The following is a 20,085-nucleotide window of genomic DNA, read 5'->3' as shown; positions in this document are numbered from 1 at the left end:
ATACACTACACATTGCAGCAAATAAAGCATGACCGTGTTCGACTTAAACTGTATCTAAAAAAGCAATAATCATTTTTCCAAGTTCTTGTTGCAATCGTTGCTCTTCGATCAAAAAAGTATTCTTACTGACATAGCGCATCATGGTAAATAAAGTACTGTTAATAATCACAAAAGATTTATGCTTCAAAGTTTCAAAATCCCAATGCGGATAATAACGCCCAAATAAATACATCCCGATTTCTAAAAAATGTCTTTCCAAAATTTGTGATGCTTCTGAATCACTATAAGCATGCCAATTTTTTAAAATTTCAATAAAAAAACCTTGATCTGATTTCAAAGATTCAAAGCCAAACGCAATACTTAATGTGATGATGTCTTGAATAGACGCTTGCTGTTGTAAGCACACCAACTGTTTTAAAGCTTGTCCTAAGTCTTCGCTTTTGCGTAATAACAATTCAGCAATAATCTGTTCTTTATTCTCAAAATACTGATAAATCGACCCAACACTAACGCCTGATTTTTCAGAAATTTTGGGCGTGGTGACATGCAACACACCATATTCTGAAATGCATTTTTGCGTTCCTTCCAAAATACTTTCCACAATCATTTTGGCACGTTGTTGCTGTGGTCGCTTCCTCATACTTCGTCTCAATTTAAATGCGAATTGAATGCGAATATTTATTCATATTATGCTTTGATTAAATAACAATCAGAGGCATTATGCAATGCAAAGTATGATTAGACCAAAACGCTTAGCGTCCTTTAAGCAAATGATTCAGTCAAATATCAAAACTAAAATCTTAAGTTATATGACTGATCAAAAAGTCCAACCCAGTTACGAAGAATATCTCGCCCTCAACATCGCATTGCAAAGTGGTGATGAACCGATGGATCAAGTGATGCGTTGGGTGATGCTCAATCCTCGACAACATCGGAAGTATTTTGAAACGGCGCTATATCAAGGTTTAGATCAACTGCCACATGAGATTCCTGAACTGACGACCTTTTTTGATTTGGTACAACAGCCCCCTACTTGGTATGAACCGAGTAAAATAGATGCCGCACTCAAATTCACCTATCGCTTAGGTGCCAATAATGGTTTTATTTTAAGAGATTTATCCTTGATGACGGGTTATATGTATCCTGGATTTAATCAACCTTTGGTACTGACAGGTGCATTAAATAAGCAAGCAGGTACACGTTTGGCTGAAACCACCAAATGGTGGATCGATATTACCGAACAAGATGGTTTTGCGCGTTTCAGCAAAGGCTTCACCTCAACGATCTATGTCCGTTTCATTCATTCACTGGTTCGTCATCAACTGCAAAAGTCAGAAAAATGGGACGCTGAAACGTGGGGTGTACCGATTAACCAGTACGATCAAGCGATGACCAATATTGCGTTTAGTGGTGTGGTTTTGATTGGCATTCGTGCACTCGGAATTTTCCCAAATCAGCAAGAAGTAGACAGTTTTCTGCATTTTTGGAAATATGCAGGTTGGTTGATGGGGATTGATGAAAAATGGCTAGTAGATAAAGAATCAGACGGTTGGAAACTGATCTATTGGATGCAATTCGCGCACCCACAATCCGATGCCAGTAGTATTTCGCTTGGCTCGAGTCTTTCTAAAGAACCTTTTGAACGTCAATATCGCTATCTAGGTACATTCCAACAAAAGCTAGCATATCGACAACATTTAGAAATGACCCAGTTCTTTATTGGACGTAAAAAAATGAAAAAATTGGGACTTGCCCCTCGATTCGCATCTTGGTTTGCTTATTATCTGCTGTTGCGCAATCTGACACTTTATACAGGCGCAAGATTCATTCCTCAATTGAATGTTTTGTTGGAGCGTAACGGTCGACACATGCAAAAATCAGGATTGTCTTTGTATCAGAGCCAATCAAAACAGCTCGCGAGCATGCATCAATAAATAAAAAAGCCCTCAATTTAGTTTGAGGGCTTTTTTAAAGGATCAAATGTGTTTAGTGATCTGAAGCACCTGTAGCACCGACACCCGTCATTGAACGCACATACTGCGCATCAAATGCTTTGCGCTCTTTTTCTGCACGTGCTGACTTATCCGTTACAGAGAAGAACCAACAGCAGAAGAAAGATAATGGCATTGCAAATAATGCTGGGCCATTAAATGGATTTGGCGCTGTTTCAGCAATACCCAACGTATCCACCCAAACCGCTTTAGAAAGAATAATCAAACTTACAGCACCGACTAAACCAACCAAACAGCCTATCACTGCACCACGAGTCGTTAAGCCTTTCCAGAACATTGATAACACAAGAATTGGGAAGTTTGCACAACATGCGACAGAGAATGCCAATCCAACCATAAATGCTACGTTTTGCTTTTCGAACAAAATACCCAAGATCATCGCAAAAATAGCTAAACCTAAAGTTGCCATTTTTGACATACGCAACTCAGATGCAGGTGTGGTTTTACCTTTTTTAAACACGTTTGCATACAAGTCATGTGAGATTGCCGATGCACCTGAAAGGGTCAAGCCTGCAACCACTGCAAGGATCGTTGCAAAGGCCACCGCCGAAATGAAGCCCATGAACAAATCGCCACCAACGGCATCACTCAGATGCACCGCAGCCATGTTGTTACCACCCATCAGTTCTAACTTGCCTGTCACTGCCATTTTTGCAAGATCAAGGAATTGCGGATTGTTCGCAACGAATAAGATCGCACCGAAACCAATGATAAAAGTTAACAAATAGAAGTAGCCAATAAAGCCCGTCGCAACCACAACTGATTTACGTGCTTCTTTTGCATCTTTCACGGTGAAGAAACGCATTAGAATATGTGGTAAACCTGCGGTACCAAACATCAACGCTAAACCAAGTGAAACTGCATCAATTGGATTTGCTGTGAGTGTACCTGGTCCCATAATTCTAAGTGCTTCATCCCAACTTAAATGGTGTGCTTGACTATAAACATCAATCGCCTGATTAAACATATTGGTAAAGCTAAAACCAACTGCTTTCATCACCATAAAGGCCATGAAGGTTGCACCGCTGAGTAACATCACTGCCTTAATGATTTGTACCCATGTGGTGGCCAACATTCCACCAAACATGACATAGGCCATCATCAATAGACCAACGATCACCACCGCAAGATTATAGTTCAAACCAAATAACAGTTTGATCAACTGACCTGCACCCACCATTTGCGCAATCAGATAGAAAGCCACCACCACCAATGAGCTAATGGCTGCCAAAGTACGGACTGGCTTCTCTTCCAAGCGGAATGAAACCACATCAGATAGATTATATTTACCTAAGTTACGTAAACGCTCAGCCACCAAGAATAAAACAATCGGCCAACCAACCATAAAACCGAGCGAGTACAACAGACCATCAAAGCCTGACATAAAGACGAGCGCAGAAATACCCAAGAATGATGCAGCAGACATATAGTCGCCTGCAATCGCTAAGCCATTTTGGAAGCCACTAATGCCCCCACCTGCGGTATAGAAATCTTGCGTAGATTGAGTTTTTTTAGCGGCCCATTTGGTGATCAATAGAGTTAAACCCACAAAGATCATGAACATGATGATCGCATGCCAGTTGGTCGCTTGTTGCTCTGCTGCACCGAGATCAGGCCCAGCCAATGCAATACTTGAACAACACATGCTGGTCAGTGCCAAGAGTGTCGCTTTAAATGATGTCCCTTTCATCTCAGTGCTTCCCTTTTTCATGTGCAATCGCCTCAACTTCCTTGAGTGCCTCTTCATTGAGTTGGTCAAGCTTATTATTGGCAATGTACGAATACACACCACATAATAAAAACGACAATACGATAATGCTCAAACCGAGAGGAATGCCCCAAGTCGTGACACCACCACTAAATGAGCTTGCTAGAAATTCTTTGTTGTAGCCAACCAAAAGCATAAAGCCAACGTAGATAAACAACATGATTGCTGTTAGCGTCCAACTTAAAATACTTTTCCTTCTCACCATTTCTTTAAACTTTGGATTTTGTAGAATCTGCTCTACTTGTGAATCATCCATAATCAACTCCTTATTTTTGTGTCCAACCATGGACCCCTTTTTCTCTATGGGATTCTTCACTATCCAACTTAGCAAGTTTATGATGATGCCGTAACTTAGACTTTGGTCGTTACAAGCAGATCTGTACGCTTCACTATGCCCACGCTTCGGGTATGATAAAAAATGGAATTGATCACGTGAGCAATATGAATAGCTGGCTTATTCTTGGCATACTCGCGCTTTATATCGCGCTGTTATTTGGCTGTGCATTTTTTGGAGAAAAACATGCCAGTCGACTCAGTACGCGTGGTCGAATGTTGCTGTTCAGCTTAACCCTAGGTGTATATTGCTCATCTTGGACATTTTATGGGGCAACTGGCGCAGCGGTTCGTGAAGGTGTGTTGTTCTTACCTATTTATCTCGGGCCATTGCTATTTCTTTGGTTTGGTTATGATATTTGGAAGCGTTTAGGTCGTATTCGCCAATACCACTCGATTTCATCGATTGCCGATTTTATTGCTGCGCGTTATGGCAAAAGTGGCAGCTTGGCCGCCCTTGTAACCATTTTGGCTGTGATTGCAATTGTGCCCTATCTGGCACTCCAGCTACATGCGATTGCACTCAGTGCTGCGGTGATTCTTGATCAAAACGCCAATATACATACCACCACCAATAGCGTTCTGATGTTAACTGCGGTACTTGCAATTTTGGCGATGATTTTTGGCACACGACATATTGCCAACACCGAACAACACGGTGGTCTGATGCTGGCAGTCGCATTTGAGTCCTTCGTAAAACTGTTTGCATTACTCTGTGTAGCAGGATTTTTCTTATTACAATCGCCTGAGAATATTAAACAAGTCAGCAATGATGTCTCGGAGCATTTTTATAATTTACAACAACTCGGTGTACCCGAAACCTTTTGGGTGCAAACCTTACTCGCTGCACTGGCGATGATCTGTTTACCTCGCCAATTTCATGTCGCTGTGGTTGAACTCCGCGATGAGAAACATATTCGTGGCGCAAGGCATTGGTTTGCGGCTTATTTAATTCTCACCATAATCGCCATCATTCCAATCGCCAGTTGGGCACTACATGCACTTCCTGAATCACTTGGCTCTTCTGATATTGCCGTTTTAGCACTGCCACTCAGCTACCAACAAGATTGGTTAGCATTATTGGCATTTTTGGGTGGTTTTTCTGCTTCAACTGGCATGCTATTGGTTTCATCAGTGGCACTTTCGATCATGCTCAGCAACGACTTGATCATGCCTGCGTTATGGCGCTTCAAGATTATTTCTCGCCATGATAGACAGTTGCCTAAAGTCCTTAAGCTGACACGGCGGATTAGCATCCTGAGCGTGATGTTATTGGGTTTCTTATTCTTTAATTTCTTTAATGATATCAATCAGCTTTCGGTCTTCGGGCTGCTGGCATTTAGTGCCGTTGCACAGTTCGCACCCGCCCTCATTGGCGGACTATATTGGCGTGGGGCAAGCCGACAAGGGGTTTATGTCGGTCTGATTGTCGGTTTTGTAATGTGGAGCTACACGCTGCTTTTTCCGACTTTGCTGCGCAGCTTACCTGAACATTATCAAAACTTTGCACAACACATTTTGTTATTCGGGCCATTTGATATTCATGGCTTACGCCCAGAAGCACTGCTCGGCTTTGAATCTTTTGCGCCACTAACGCATGGTGTGCTTTGGTCTTTGGGTCTCAACCTTGTCTTATATATTTGGATCTCGCGTCTTTATCGTCCCAGTGTTGCAGAACAGATTCAGGCAGAAAGCTTTTTTTATTATGAAAGCAAACCACTTCCCTCAGCGCAATCTGCGGCTGATCTGACGGATTTACATCAAAATGCAGCCCGCCTAAAAGTCGGTGACTTATTGGCTTTGGCGAAGCGGATCACAGGCGAAAGACCAACGACCCAAGCCTTTCAACAATTCTCTGAACAAAATCATGTACTTTTAAATGAGAATCATGTTGCCAATGGCATGTGGTGGCGCTTCACTGAGCAATATCTTGCAGGGATTATTGGAGCAGCTTCTGCACGTACCTTACTGACGACTGCCATGATCAACAATGGTTTAGCTTTGGGGCAAGTTGCCAATATTTTAGACCAAGCGTCACAGTGGCAACGTTTTAACCAAAACTTACTGATGACCATGATTGATCACATGACCCAAGGTGTGAGTGTGGTTGATAAGAATATGTGTTTGGTGGCATGGAACAATCAATATCTAAAACTATTTGATTATCCTAAAGATCTAGTTTATGTCGGCTGTCCAATTGCAGATCTAATTCGCTATAACGCTGAACGTGGTGAATGTGGACCGGGTTCAGTAGAAGAACATGTCCGCAAACGGATTCACTGGATGAAAGTCGGTAGCGCGCATGAGTTTGAACGTATTCGTAAAGATGGCTTGGTCATCCAAATGCGCGGCAACCCGATTAAAGGCGGCGGTTTTGTCACAACTTTTGCAGACATCACCGCATTCCGTACCAATGAAGCTGTGTTAGAAGAACGTGTCCACGATCGCACACAACAACTGGCAGATGCGCTCACTGAACAACAGTTGGCATTGGAACAAGCCGATAAAGCCAATCAATCCAAAAGCCGCTTTCTTGCTGCAGCCAGCCATGATTTATTGCAACCAATGCACGCTGCACGATTGTTTAGTACTGCACTGGAACAAAGCATACACTCGACTGAAGATCAACAAACCTTACAACAGCTTGATCGTGCACTATATGGTGCAGAAAGTATGTTGTCCGCGCTATTAGATATTGCACGTTTGGAAGGTGGAACCATTCAACCTAAACGACAAGCCTATGCCTTGCATGATTTACTCAATGATCTTGAACTGCAATTCAAATCCATTGCTGCTCAAAGAAACATTCAGCTCAAAGTCCATGACACCAAGTTTTGGGTCGATACTGACCCACAATGGATGCGGCGAATTATTCAAAATTTTGTCAGCAATGCGCTCCGCTATACCGCTCAGGGGCGTGTAGTCGTAGGCGTATTACGCTCCGCACAACGACCCAATCATATCCGGATCGGGGTTTGGGATACTGGGCCGGGCATAAACGAGCAACAACGAGTTAAACTGTTCCAAGAATTTGAACGTTGCGGGCACACATCACCTTGGGGAGAGCAAGGTCTTGGGCTGGGGCTGGCGATCGTACAACGCATGACCCATCTCTTAGATTTCCCCGTCCATGTACATTCCGAGTTGGGCAAAGGCTCCTGCTTTATGATTGAAGTGCCGTTGACTGCAGCCACAAAGATACATACACCTGTCGTACCAACCACAGCACTACAACACACAGCTTATAAAGTTCTTTGTCTTGACAATGATGAAACTATTTTAGATGGGATGCGAACTTTACTCAGTAAGTGGGGCTATCAAGTTTTCACCGCAACCGAACCTGAAGAAGCACTACAACTCATCACACAGCATGATATTCAAGTCTGGTTGATTGATCAGCATCTAAATCACGATCAACGTGGTTTAGATTTTATTGAACAACATCGGCCTGCACATGTTCCGGTGGCACTGATCACGGCGGATTCAGATCCTGAATTGCCACAACGACTGAAAAAACAGAATATTGTACTGCTCAAAAAGCCACTCAAACCCGCAGGTTTACGCGCTTGGTTATCAGGTTTAAAAATCTTGCCGATGTAATAGACTGCTTACATCATTATTTATACCCTCCTTGTATTTCACCATCGGGAGAATGAGGAACGATTGAAGTTCCGCAAGGGGATTTATGAAAGAAGTCGAATAAATAGCATAATATTTTGAAACATAGGCAAAAACCATCAAAAATCTGCACTTTGGTTGCTAAAAAATTGACCGAAGTGCTCAAATAGTTTTTGACTATGGCAAAAATTTCCACTTACATTAGTGAACGATTGTACACTTACTTACAATTTTATAAGATATTGTTTTTATTAGCATTTTATATCAAAAATTGCCATATAAGACTTTAGTCGTATTCTACTTGCTTTCTGAATAAAGCATAAATTTATGCGAATCAATAGAAACCTATTTGCACGTCTTTAGGATTTCTCACAATAATACCGCCAGAAAGGATATTGATCATGAATAGCCCCCAGCTTAGCTCTGAACATCGCTCGCAACAGTTTTATCGTCAATACAGCGCCAATGCGCTCTTACCACAACTCAATTGGCAAACCATCTTTGCTCAAAACAAATTAAATGATACCCATTTACGCGCATTGAATACACTCTATCAAGCTGCAGTTCCTTTAGCTTTAAATGTTTTCGATGAGCTGCATTTTGATGTATTCGCACCTGCTGCTTATCAGCCACAGGGTTTAGGTTTATTTGAAAAATTAGCCCAACAAGAAGAAATTTTCTTAAAAGCACTCGAAACTGAGTCATCTCATCTAGATCAAGATACTCGCCATCAAATGTGGAGCATGTTGTTACGCGGTGGTGCGGTACTGGTCTTTAAAGCGTGGTTGGGTCATGTAAAAGCAGGTGAAAATCAGCTCGATCGAACTCAATTTGATGAACTTTCAGATTTGCTTTTTATCAAAACACGCCCTGAAAATTTAGCGCAGCGCTTAAAAATTGAGAGTGATGCTGAAATTGAACATATTTTTTTAATGTATGAAAATGACGTCTTTTTAGATCACTTTAATAGTCTAGAAACCGCCGCATTATTTGTTGATTTAGGCGTATATGATGCTGCCTTTTTGAGTCTACGTGATGACCGTGTTGCAGAATATCTCAAAGCCGAAGGCTATGTCACTCAAGAGCAGATTGATGATTTACAATGTGCATTAAACCCACTGTATTGCGATAGTTTAATGCCAAAACAAGATTGTTTGGCTTAGATTTCCTATTTTAGAATAAAAACAAGGTGGGCAGTCCACCTTGTTTTTTGTTGCTTAGAACTTCATGCTCATGCGCATCCAGTAATTCCGTCCAATATTATTAAACTGTTCACTGGTGCCATATCCAAACATGGACGCACCCGCTTTATTGAGATGTTCGGTGTAGGTCTTATCCAAGACATTATCGACACCAACTGATACATCAACAGTATCTGTTAACTTATATGTCCCATTCAAAGCCAAAGTATCGAACGCTTTACTTGGATTCATGTCATAGCCAACCACATTGCCTTCATTTAGGCTAATACGATTTTGCTTGGCGACCACACGCCATAATAGCCCTAAACTATATTTCTCCTCGACATAACGAAGGTTAATACGTCCTTCTAAAGGTGCAATTTGCGGTAAAGCACGATCATCCGAGGTGTTTTTACCCCAAGCATACATCGTTGATACATCTGCTTGGATCTGATCATTAAACTGATAACCCACACCTGCTTCAGCACCTGCAATGGTTGCATCAACATTCCGCGCTAAAGGTTTTCGCTTATCAGGCGTATGATATTCAAGCAAAATAAAGTCTTTAATTAAACCTGCATAAGCAGAAGCCCATGTATTCCATGCGCCATGTTCAGCCTGAAAACCAATATCGAATTGGGCTGTACGTTCATTTTTCAGATTGTCTAAATTATCAATCATACGATAGGTGGTGACACCCATCATATCCGTTGCCCCCACCCCACGATCTGTTGAAGTACTATACAACTCCCAAAAATCAGGAGTTCGTTCAACATAGCCCACGCCTGCATAGCTTTTCACACCATGTTCAGGAAACGCTTTTTCAAGACGGATGAATCCACTTGGCACGGTATCTTTACGGTTTTTACCATTTTGAAGTTGATCAATTTTGACTTGATCAACACGCGCACCTGCAACTAACTTTTGGTCAGGATCAATATTATAGGTCCACTCACTAAACGCACCATAAGACTGGAACTTTAGATCTTCAGCATAAGGGGAACTCATTTTAGGCATGGCATACATCACCATGTCACCACCGTGCTTATTATGCTGGCTATCCAGCCCTGAAACCACGCTGAATTTATCCCAATCTGTCGTGACCGCCAAACGGGTATTTAACGTACGGCGATTAACACGCATCGACATTTTATTCGGTACCATCATCTGCATGCCGTGCATATTCATATTGGTCATCGGCGGAGTACGTAAACTAAAATTATCCATGATGTGATCGTTATAGCTATAGTCCACTTGTGCTTGGACTTTTTTAATCACGTTGTTCAGATTTTTCTGCTCGGCATGTAAGCTCAAACTTTCACGTTTAAATTGCGCGCCATCCATACCACGACCTGCATAGGCAGCTTCACCATCGCCTTTACCTGCACGAAGTTCTAACCAAGCATCGTCAGTCGGTTTCCAACCTAGGGCAAGATCTGCCCCCCAACGCTCCCAATTAGAGTGAACATTTTTCCCGTCACCATCTTGATAATCATTTGACACAGAACGATTGACATTCAAACGTGCATATTTCGTTTCATCACCAATTGCAGTTTCAACATTATGATCTAAACGTCCGTAAGAACCGAGCAATACACTGGCTTGACCACGATAGGGTTGATCTTTGCTTAGGTTTTCAGGCTGACGTTCAAAAATCACGGTTGCCGCAGAGCCAGGCGTTGCATATTGAACCGTTTGCGGTCCTTTAATCACCGTAATTTGGTCAAAACTTTCAGGTTGAATATAAGAGGTCGGTGCATCCATACGTGATGGACAAGCACCTAAGTTTTCACTGCCATCCACCAACATTTTAATACGCGAACCAAACATACCACGAAAGGTAACATCGCCATTGCTACCCCCATTTTTAATGGCACTGAACCCCATAATGCTTTGTAAATAATCTGCACCATCGGTTGCAGGTACAGGCTGAATGGGTTGTTTAGGATCGGCTTGAATGACCAATCCATTGCTCTGATTGGGTTGTTGTGCAGTGATGACGATCGGTGCAAGAACAACTTGAGCAGATTGTTGCGTTGATTGAGTTTCCGTACTTGCCCACACCATCGCGGTATTTGAGACAGCAAGCATCGCAACCATGAGCGGTTGTAATAAAAATTTAGGCTGAGCCATAAGAGCTTTCCCTTAAAACATAAACACGGCTTGAGCTTGCAAAATCGAATTTACAAACTCTCGTAGGGGCGAATTGGATTCACCCTATTTAAAAAGCAATGATTTATGTAAAGTGTGGCGGGGCTCGCCCTTGGGGCAATAAAAACAGTTGTTGTAGCGCAAAATAAACATGCCTAAAGGCGTGTTGATAGGCCACTAAACGGATCTGAATCCGAACCAAAACCTCTTTAATCCCAAGCTCAGGCGGCAGGATCAAATTGGCATAGACGGTACAATACTGACATTGATGATTCGGATCATGATGATCATGTTGCGGCATCGAAACTTGAGTATGTTCAAGCTGATGTGGGTGATGATGCGAAGAATGTACGGCTTGGCTTGATAGGACTTGTATTTTAGGTAATAGCAAAGCTTGGGTAATGGTTTCACACACAGGTGCGATTTGATATTGCTTCGGAAGTAATGGCTGCAAAAATACCGCGATCTGTAAACAGACCGCGGCGAATGCAAACAGGAAACCACAACGAAACAAAGTAAAAATCTCCCCTACCCCCTCTTTACTAAAGAGGGGAACTCTATTTTGACTTAACGTTTAACTGCTACTTTCTCTTTTTCACGCTGGCGAACTAATTTTTCCACTTTTTCACGGGCACGTTGGCGTTTTAATGGCGATAAATAATCCACAAAAAGTTTGCCATTTAAGTGATCCATTTCATGTTGGATGCAAACAGCGAGAAGTTCGTCAGCTTCTAACTCAAATGCTTGACCTTCAAGGTTAATTGCTTCGATTTTTACGCGTGACGGACGCTCAACTTTGTCGTATATTTGAGGCACGGAGAGACAGCCTTCTTCATAAGGCTGAGTATCTACAGTCAGCGGAGTGACTTTGGGGTTAATGAACACCATCGGTTGGTTTTTCTCTTCAGAGATGTCCATAACAATAAGCTGAATATGATGATCAACCTGAGATGCCGCTAAACCTATACCCGGTGCCTCGTACATGGTTTCAAGCATATCTGCTGCAAGCTGACGAATATCATCAGTGACTTCTTCGACTGGCTTGGCAATGGTGCGAAGGCGGGGATCAGGAAAACTTAGAATAGGTAATAAGGCCATACTGACATCCTCAACTTATGCCGTTGATCAGAAAACCGACTGAAGGGAATGCTTGATCAAAAAAAAATGTGGGTAATGTCGTTATTATAGCGCAACTACACACATAATTTTTAGGAATTATGATAATGAAAAAGGTTTTAAACGGCATACACTCATTTCATGCCTTGGGGTTAAAAAAACAACTGATTGCCGTGGCAATTTGCGCGGGATTGGGGATGAGCGTCAATATCGCACATGCTGCAAGTCCAAACGTTAGCCCTCCTGCTGTCAAAGCAGGTGCACCCCATGTTTATGTGGTGAAAAAAGGTGACACGCTTTGGGATATCTCAGGCAAGTTTTTAAGCAAACCTTGGCGCTGGCCAGAAATTTGGGCAAGCAATAAACACGTGAAAAACCCACACTGGATTTATCCAGGTGATCGTCTGTTATTGTGCACATTGAACGGCAAACCTTTAATTGGCAAAGATGAGGGCGATGGCTGTGCTGGGATTATTCGTCGCCACAGTGGCAATACCTCAACCTTACGTCCACAGGTTCGTGTTGAAGCTCTAAATAATAGTGTTCCCGTGATTCCACTGGCGCATATTCAACAATGGTTAGAACGCACCTCGATTCTTCCAGTAGACACCATTGCTCATACCCCATACATTTTGGGTACAGCTGACAAACGCGTCCTTGCAGGTAAAGGTCAAAGTGTCTATGTCCGTGGTAAAGGGCTAGAAAATGGTCAGCGCTATGGCGTATTCCGCGAAGGCGAACCCTACATCATTGTTGATGAGCACGGTAAAAAGCAGAACCTCGGCATCGAGCTGACTCAAGTGGCTTCAGGTGTTGCCATTCGCAATGAAAATGACATCACCACAGTTGAATTAACCGATAGCTACAATGGTGAAGTGCGTCGTGGCGATCGTGTGATGGCAGAGCAAGATGCAATGTTACCGACCTTGTTCTATCCAACAGATGCAAATCAAGTCAAAGATGGCGGTAAAATCATTCGTGTCATGGGTTCAATTGGGACTGCTGCTAAAAATGGTGTCGTCACCGTTGACCGTGGTACAAATGATGGCATTGAAATCGGACAAGTGTTTCATGCTTATCAAGACGGCGAAACCGTCAAAGATCCTAAAACCAAAGAAACGGTCAAATTACCTGGACAATATGTGGGTAATGTCATGATCTTTAAGAGCTTTGATCGTCTTAGTTATGCCTATGTACTTGAAAGCGATTTACCAATTAAAGTCGGTTCAAACATCAAACCGCCTCGTCTTGAAGACTAGTTGATGACTGAGCACTGATCTGAAATGTTGAATCAACTATCACCTCATCACTACCACACTGTGTTGTTGTGGTATTTGGTTCAACATTCGCTTTCTAGTTTCAAAAAAGTCATCCACTATTTTGGGGATTGTGAACAAGCGACCCAAGCAGATCGCTTTTCGGAATGGCAACAACTCGGCTTACATGCCAATCACTTAAAACGCGTAGAAACATTCCAAACAACTCAAGGGCGACAACAGTTTGAACAACTGGTTCAACTGATTTGTCAACATAGCGATTTTATTCTAACCCCTGACGATATCGGCTATCCCACCCAACTTTTACCTTATGCTGATCATCCACCAATTTTATTTGGACAAGGTCAAGCGCACGCGCTATTACAACCACAAATTGCCATGGTTGGCAGCCGAAAGCCCAGTCCACATGGGCGACAAGTCGCTTATGATTTCGCCTATTATTTAAGTGAAAAAGGTTTTTATATTAGCAGTGGCTTAGCACATGGCATCGACCAAGCCGCGCATCAAGGGGGTCTCACCCATCAGCGCACCATTGCCGTCGTCGGCACAGGTTTAGATACCGTTTATCCAGCGCAAAACAAACAACTGGCGCAACAGATTATTCAGTCAGGTGCGATTGTGACCGAATTTCTACCCACCACAATGCCTTTACAACAACACTTTCCACGGCGTAACCGTATCGTCAGTGGTTTAAGTCTCGGTGTGGTCGTGGTAGAAGCTGCATTAAAAAGTGGTTCTCTGATCACCGCAAACGAGGCGGCTCATCAAGGCAAGATGGTCTTTGCGATTCCCGGACATATTTATAGTGAGCACCATCAAGGCTGCCACCAACTGATTCGTGAAGGCGCGATTTTGGTCGATCATCCTGAGCAAGTGATTGAAGATTTGGCTTTGCCCACCCAATGGCAAGCACAACAGCAACACGCTGAAAAACCGAATACCAGCACACCGAATCTCCCCTCTCATTTGATCGGACTCTATCAACGCTTAGACTGGGTCGGACAAGACTTAGATCAACTTGCTCAAGCCAACCAAGCTGCAATTTCAGAATTAACAGCACAATTGATGGAACTTGAGTTATTAGGTTTATGCACACAACAAGCTGGACGCTATTTACGTTGTCGCCCAATGCTTTAAACTAAGCTTCTCTTATTGATACTCTGCACACCTCACATGATAACGTCCTCAATCTCTGAAGCCGCTCAGCTCCTCAAACAAGGTCAAGTACTGGCATATCCGACAGAAGCTGTTTGGGGATTGGGCTGTGATCCATTCAATGAGCAAGCTTTTCAACAGATTCTTGAACTCAAACATCGCCCAATCGAAAAAGGCGTAATTTTACTGGCGGGGAAAGTCGCACAAGTCGAACATTTATTACAAAGTTTGACTCCCAAAATACGTCAGCAAGTGATCAACAGTTGGTCTAACCGCACACCAGTTGAGCGCGCAACCACCTGGTTACTGCCTGCTGATCAACAGATTCCAACATGGATTCAAGGGCAACACCCTTTAGTTGCTGTGCGTGTCACCACCCATCCATTGTGTGTCGAACTATGCAATGCTTTTGGTGGCTTTATTGTCTCAACCAGTGCCAATCCCGCAGGTTTAACCCCTGCACATCGTTTAGAACAGGCGCAAGGCTATTTTGGTTCTGCATTGCATTATCTCGACGGTGCTTTGGGACAAAGCCAAGAACCGAGTCGAATTTTAAATGCGCTCACAGGCGAAGTGATTCGGGCATAAAACAACGGATAAAATGAGCCAAAATGCAGACAAAAAAAAGCTCAGTTATATAGGGATAACTGAGCATAAAAAGGATGTGTATAATCACATCCAGAGGGTTCGCAAATTCGGCAAGCAATCTAAACACTAAAATGTATCAATTTGCTTCTGCGCTTATTATGGATCAATCATCTCATTTATACAAATATATTATTTGCCGTGCATAAAAGGTGAAAAGCGTACCAATTTTGTCACTTCTATATTTTCAATAAAATTATATTTCTATTTTTATTCAGCTTTTTTTTGATCACAAATTTAGCATTTCTTCAAAATATACGTTTAATATCAAATAGAAAGAATTGTCTTCATATCTATTATTTTGCGCGTTTGTCTATTTTTTAAACAAACACGCATTTTAAATACATCTTAAATCGTCGGCTTTAACACTTGGGATGATAATTTCACGGTTTTTTTCTGTGCCATCACAATACCTGCAAGAATCATCGCTCCTCCAACAGTATGATAAATCGTCCAGCTTTCTGCCAACCAGAAACTGGCAATAATGGCAGTAAATACTGGCATCAAATTCATAAAAATACTGGTTCGGTTTGGACCGATCGATTGCACAGCAAGCATCCATAATAATGGCGCAATCAATGATGGGAACATGCCTGCATACAATACACTTGCGGCATTGTCAGCATTGATACGGTCTAGCCCAAACCACAGTAAAAATGGCAGGTGGTACAACAACGCAAATGTAATTTGTACATATAAACTGGTCATTAAGGGCAATTGCAATTGCCATTTTTTTAGGAATACACCATAGAAGGCATAGAAACCAACGGCAACGACCATCACCGCATCGCCCCAGTGCCCGCCTTGGGCAAATAAACTGGAAATATGCCCTTGGCTCATGACATAAATCAAACCTGCAAATGACAACAGACTACCGAAGATCGCAAAACGATTCGGTCGATCTTTCAAAATCAGATACGAAATAAATATGGTAAATACAGGGACAAAAGCATTCACAATCCCCATATTGGTGGCAGTGGTATAATGTGCGGCGGCATAAGACAAGCCTTGGTATAACACCATACCAAATGCACTCAATATGGCTAACTTACCGATCAATGGACGAATTAAAGTGCGTTGCTGCCAAACCTTCGGCAACATAAATGGCGTCAAAATAAGAAAAGCCACAAACCAACGATAAAAACTAATACTGACAGGTGAAATCAGGTCAGCCACATAACGGGTCACCACAATATTCAGTGACCAAATTAAGACCGCTATCAATGGCAGCACAAATGCCCATTTTTGATATTTTGTTAACTGCCCCATGACCTTTCTCACAATATTTCAGCAATGTGAGTATTGTGAAAGATGTCCAAATTAATTGAAATATCGTATTTCAGACATTTATATCGCAGTTACGACATCCTTTAGAATAGCTCCCAAGCACGCATCGCGTGTTCAACCACTTTGTGCAACTGTGCGACGGTTGCCCCATCTCTTGCTTGTATGGTTAAACCTTGCAAAACAGTTGCGTAGAAATCAGCCATTTCTGCTAATGGGGCTATTGCTTTCAAATCACCATCAGAAACGCCTTGCTGTAAACGTTGCAACATTTTTTGTTTAGTTTTCAACCGCTTTTCAAGAATATTGTGTTGTATCGCTTGGGTATTATCAGAACAATTCATGGTTGCAACCACCAACATACAACCCGAAGGTTTATCGGGTTGCGCTAGACGTTGTACATTGTCATAAAGAAAAAGTTCAAAAGCCACCTTTGCGGTTTTGGCTTCTAAAAAAATTGCTTCAATTGGACAAGCTTCATGGGCGAGATAGTAATCAATGCATTTATAGAATAGCCCTGTTTTATCGCCAAAACTACTATAGAGGCTCGGAGCTGTAATCGTTAAAGCCTGAGTTAAATCGCTAATCGAAGTTGCTTCGTAGCCATGTTCCCAAAATAACAACATCGCCGTTTCTAAAGCCTGCCGCTCATCAAAACACTTTGGGCGTCCACGCTTCTTTTTTAGCGTGTCATCACAAGGTGACGGCAGAGACATATCTGGATGAGTCATAAGGGTCACAAATATTTTTATAGCGATCATTATAAAATAATTGACTGAATGGCTTTTATCAACTATTTTATTTTTTAACGATCGTTATAAAACATTATTCTTTTTCAAATTTTATTGTTATCTTGCTAACAATAAAGGAATTTTTATGGAAAACTCCCTTTCTAGCGAAATACCCCCCATTCAGTCAAGCCAAACACAAGGCAATTGGTTTGCACTTCTATCCGTGACCCTCAGTGCTTTTGCCTTGGTCACAGGTGAGTTTCTTGCGGTTGGCGTACTGAATGAAATCGCGCGTGATTTTCAGATTTCTGTGGGCACAGCAGGTCTCACCGTTTCTTTAACTGCGGTTGTCGGGATGTTTGCAGCAGTACTCATTCCTGTATCTGCCAAAACACTAGATCGGCGGCCGCTGTTACTAATGTTAACCTTATTGATGATTCTCGCGAATTTCATCACGGCATTTGCACCAAATTTCACGCTTTTACTGCTCGGACGAATTATTTTAGGGATTGCAATTGGTGGCTTTTGGGCAACCGCAGTTGCTTTGAGTGGTCGTCTTGCCCCACCACATTTACCTATTGCCAAAGCAACCGCATGGGTCGCGTTCGGTGTCACGCTGGCGAGCGTACTGGGTGTGCCAATGGGTACGTGGCTCGCACAATATAATGGATGGCGTACATCTTTTACAGTCATTTCATTAATGGGAATTTTGCTTTTTATCTTCCAATACTTGTACCTACCTCAATTAAAACCATCCTCTTCGCTACGTTGGAAAGAACTCCCAATCCTCGTACAACATCCCGCTGCTCGTAAAGGACTGATTATTTTTATCTTTATGGGTTTTGCACACTTTGCCGTTTATAGTTATTTTTCTGCCTTTTTTAAGCACCAGATTGACTTTTCTGACGGTCTAATTAGCCGTTTACTTCTGGTATATGGAATTGCAGGGATTTTTGGCAATATCTTTGCGGGTTATCTCGGACAAATCAATATTCGCTATACTTTTGCAGTCAGTGGCGTTGCCTTCTTTTTGGCATTTTTAAGTCTCCCTATGTTTGGCACACATATCATGGTCGCGATCGTACTGACGGCGTTGTGGGGCTTTGCCTATGGCATCATCCCAACGGCGGTAAATATCTGGATGTTTACACATGCACCTGAAGCGGTGGAAAAAGGTATGCCAATGGTGACATTGACCTTCTTAATTTTGATTGCTTTAGGCAGTATGTTTGGCGGAATCATTGTCGATCATTTTGACGGCACGATCTTGTTTTTTGCCATGCTCCCGCTGGTACTCTGTTCTCTGGTATTGATCTTTACCCTCGCACGCGGTTTAAATAATCCTAAACTCACCTGCGAAAATTAACATGAGCGCCCCCAATGAAGCATGATGTCGCTGCACAACTTCCCTTTCTGAATGGTATCGAAGTACATGAATTTCTTTATCAAAAAGACGATGTTGTCAGTCCTCATACTTCACTTTGGGGTGACTTTAATTTTAGTTTAAACGGTACTTTAGAATTTGACATTGAAGGAAAGTACTATTTATCACCACCCAGTTATGGGCTTTGGCTACCGCCGCGTACCGAACACCAATCTTTGCCTGTTGAACACGAAATTCATTATATTTGTATTCGGATACACCCTAAATTCGGGCAGTTTTTAGGCAATAGCTGTCGTTGCTTTAGTATCCAACCTTTTTTTCGTGCTTTGATCGTGCAGATTTTAGAACAACAAAAACAAGCGGCGCAGCCTGAATACCTTGAACATTTACTGCAAGTTTTATTTGATCAACTCAAACAAGCCCCAGCCCATTCGCACTATTTGCCACAAAGTAGCCACCCGATTTTGGCACCGATTTTAGAAAAATTATCTGATCCTGATTTATTCAACATCAGCCTACAGCAAATTTTACACAACTTTTCTGTCAGCGAGCGTCATGTACTACGCTTGAGTCAACAAGAGTTACAACTCTCATTATCCGAATGGCGTAATCGAGCGAAAATCATTTTCGCCATTCACCAAATCCGCCAAGGCATGACCATTAAACAACTGGCCTTTGCATTGGGTTATCACCATAGTTCGAGCTTTATCGAATTTTTTAAACGCTATACGGGGCAAACGCCGATTCAACTTAAAAATGCGACGATATAAATATTATTTGTATGTATTCATATCAATAGCATTGCACTCTAAAAGATTAGCAGTTAAAACAAACAAGTGATTTCACAACAACAAATTAGGACATACTCCATGAGCCAATCGGTTTATCACATCCCTGTTCAGGATATCAAAGGTCAAGACGTTGATCTCGATCAGTATCAAGGCAAAGTTCTACTGATTGTTAACGTTGCTTCAAAGTGTGGTTTAACACCACAATATGAAGGGCTAGAAAAACTCTATCAAGCAAAAAAAGAGCAAGGTTTAGAAATTTTAGGCTTCCCTGCCAATAATTTCTTAGAACAAGAACCCGGTTCAAATGATGAAATCCAACAATTCTGCTCACTCAACTATGATGTGCATTTCCCATTATTTGCCAAGATCTCAGTCGCTGGCGATGATAAACATCCTTTGTACCAGACCTTAACCCAAGCGATACCTGAACGTACTGGCGAAGGCCCTTGGTGGAAAGATCTGGTTGATTATGGTCTAACACCAAATAATCCACCTGAAGTGTTATGGAATTTTGAAAAATTCTTAGTCAATAAAAATGGTGAGATCGTGGCTCGTTTTGCGCCAGATATTACCGCAGATGATGAGCGTATCGTGACTGCAATTGAAGCTGAATTGGCAAAGTAAATTAAAAAAACCAAA

The 20,085-nt window shown here is 42.2% G+C and carries 17 protein-coding genes; 9 read left to right on the top strand and 8 right to left on the bottom strand.

Features of this window, described 5'->3' with window-relative positions:
• Window positions 1–43: 43 nt before the first annotated feature.
• The gene (locus F903_RS03400) at window positions 44–640 is read right to left on the bottom strand and encodes a TetR/AcrR family transcriptional regulator (RefSeq protein ID WP_005194614.1); all 597 of its coding nucleotides are present in this window, start codon (window positions 638–640) and stop codon (window positions 44–46) included.
• A gap of 85 nt (window positions 641–725) precedes the next feature.
• Here F903_RS03400 and F903_RS03395 point away from each other — a divergent pair, with 85 nt between their 5' ends.
• Window positions 726–1,934, top strand: a complete 1,209-nt coding sequence (locus F903_RS03395; RefSeq protein ID WP_005194613.1) for an oxygenase MpaB family protein — start codon at window positions 726–728, stop codon at window positions 1,932–1,934.
• Window positions 1,935–1,986: 52 nt separating this feature from the next.
• Here the strand turns inward: F903_RS03395 and F903_RS03390 are convergent, their stop codons facing one another.
• Together F903_RS03390 and F903_RS03385 are read right to left on the bottom strand one after the other, a co-directional pair.
• The gene (locus F903_RS03390; protein WP_034594862.1) at window positions 1,987–3,702 is read right to left on the bottom strand and encodes a cation acetate symporter; all 1,716 of its coding nucleotides are present in this window, start codon (window positions 3,700–3,702) and stop codon (window positions 1,987–1,989) included.
• Between the two features lies 1 nt (window position 3,703).
• On the bottom strand, window positions 3,704–4,036 hold the full coding sequence (locus F903_RS03385) for a DUF485 domain-containing protein (RefSeq protein ID WP_004668136.1): 333 nt from the start codon (window positions 4,034–4,036) through the stop codon (window positions 3,704–3,706).
• A gap of 185 nt (window positions 4,037–4,221) precedes the next feature.
• Between F903_RS03385 and F903_RS03380 the strand changes: the two genes are divergently transcribed.
• Window positions 4,222–7,713, top strand: coding sequence for a hybrid sensor histidine kinase/response regulator (locus tag F903_RS03380; protein ID WP_005194609.1), 3,492 nt, complete (start codon window positions 4,222–4,224; stop codon window positions 7,711–7,713).
• 419 nt (window positions 7,714–8,132) lie between these two features.
• A complete protein-coding gene (locus F903_RS03375) occupies window positions 8,133–8,894 on the top strand; it encodes a hypothetical protein (protein WP_004668132.1) in 762 nt (253 codons plus the stop codon).
• Window positions 8,895–8,948: 54 nt separating this feature from the next.
• Here the strand turns inward: F903_RS03375 and F903_RS03370 are convergent, their stop codons facing one another.
• The 3 genes from F903_RS03370 to def all read right to left on the bottom strand — a co-directional run bounded on the left by F903_RS03370 (window position 8,949) and on the right by def (window position 12,161).
• Window positions 8,949–11,045 carry a TonB-dependent copper receptor gene (locus F903_RS03370; RefSeq protein WP_005194607.1) on the bottom strand — a complete coding sequence of 699 codons (2,097 nt, stop codon included), beginning with the start codon at window positions 11,043–11,045 and terminating at the stop codon, window positions 8,949–8,951.
• A gap of 103 nt (window positions 11,046–11,148) precedes the next feature.
• Window positions 11,149–11,586 carry a DUF2946 family protein gene (locus F903_RS03365; RefSeq protein ID WP_034594816.1) on the bottom strand — a complete coding sequence of 146 codons (438 nt, stop codon included), beginning with the start codon at window positions 11,584–11,586 and terminating at the stop codon, window positions 11,149–11,151.
• A 44-nt stretch (window positions 11,587–11,630) separates the two neighbouring features.
• Entirely contained in the window at window positions 11,631–12,161 is a 531-nt protein-coding gene (def, locus tag F903_RS03360) for a peptide deformylase (RefSeq protein WP_004668129.1), read from the bottom strand.
• 125 nt (window positions 12,162–12,286) lie between these two features.
• On the opposite strand from def, the gene F903_RS03355 reads away from it, so the two are divergent.
• Genes F903_RS03355 through F903_RS03345 form a run of 3 tightly spaced genes read left to right on the top strand, consistent with a single transcriptional unit; the run spans window position 12,287 to window position 15,199 of the window.
• Window positions 12,287–13,438: a LysM peptidoglycan-binding domain-containing protein gene (locus tag F903_RS03355; protein ID WP_005194605.1), complete on the top strand. Its 1,152-nt coding sequence runs from the start codon at window positions 12,287–12,289 to the stop codon at window positions 13,436–13,438.
• A gap of 24 nt (window positions 13,439–13,462) precedes the next feature.
• Window positions 13,463–14,593 (top strand): DNA-processing protein DprA, encoded by a 1,131-nt coding sequence (gene dprA / locus F903_RS03350; RefSeq protein ID WP_005194604.1) that lies wholly within the window; start codon window positions 13,463–13,465, stop codon window positions 14,591–14,593.
• Between the two features lie 36 nt (window positions 14,594–14,629).
• Window positions 14,630–15,199, top strand: coding sequence for an L-threonylcarbamoyladenylate synthase type 1 TsaC (locus F903_RS03345; RefSeq protein WP_004668126.1), 570 nt, complete (start codon window positions 14,630–14,632; stop codon window positions 15,197–15,199).
• 405 nt (window positions 15,200–15,604) lie between these two features.
• On the opposite strand, the gene F903_RS03340 is transcribed toward F903_RS03345, so the two are convergent.
• Together F903_RS03340 and F903_RS03335 are read right to left on the bottom strand one after the other, a co-directional pair.
• The gene (locus tag F903_RS03340) at window positions 15,605–16,525 is read right to left on the bottom strand and encodes a DMT family transporter (RefSeq protein ID WP_005194603.1); all 921 of its coding nucleotides are present in this window, start codon (window positions 16,523–16,525) and stop codon (window positions 15,605–15,607) included.
• 101 nt (window positions 16,526–16,626) lie between these two features.
• Window positions 16,627–17,271, bottom strand: coding sequence for a TetR/AcrR family transcriptional regulator (locus F903_RS03335; RefSeq protein WP_005194602.1), 645 nt, complete (start codon window positions 17,269–17,271; stop codon window positions 16,627–16,629).
• 145 nt (window positions 17,272–17,416) lie between these two features.
• Here F903_RS03335 and F903_RS03330 point away from each other — a divergent pair, with 145 nt between their 5' ends.
• The 3 genes from F903_RS03330 (at window position 17,417) to F903_RS03320 (ending at window position 20,070) form a co-directional block, all read left to right on the top strand.
• A complete protein-coding gene (locus tag F903_RS03330; protein ID WP_004668121.1) occupies window positions 17,417–18,637 on the top strand; it encodes an MFS transporter in 1,221 nt (406 codons plus the stop codon).
• 14 nt (window positions 18,638–18,651) lie between these two features.
• Window positions 18,652–19,425 carry an AraC family transcriptional regulator gene (locus F903_RS03325; RefSeq protein WP_005194601.1) on the top strand — a complete coding sequence of 258 codons (774 nt, stop codon included), beginning with the start codon at window positions 18,652–18,654 and terminating at the stop codon, window positions 19,423–19,425.
• A gap of 99 nt (window positions 19,426–19,524) precedes the next feature.
• Window positions 19,525–20,070: a glutathione peroxidase gene (locus F903_RS03320; RefSeq protein ID WP_004668118.1), complete on the top strand. Its 546-nt coding sequence runs from the start codon at window positions 19,525–19,527 to the stop codon at window positions 20,068–20,070.
• Window positions 20,071–20,085: the final 15 nt, after the last annotated feature.

Origin of the sequence: Acinetobacter sp. NIPH 298, assembly GCF_000369505.1 — a bacterium.
GTDB lineage: Bacteria > Pseudomonadota > Gammaproteobacteria > Pseudomonadales > Moraxellaceae > Acinetobacter.
Note: the sequence above shows the minus strand (reverse complement) of the source record. Positions and strands in the feature narration are given on the sequence as shown.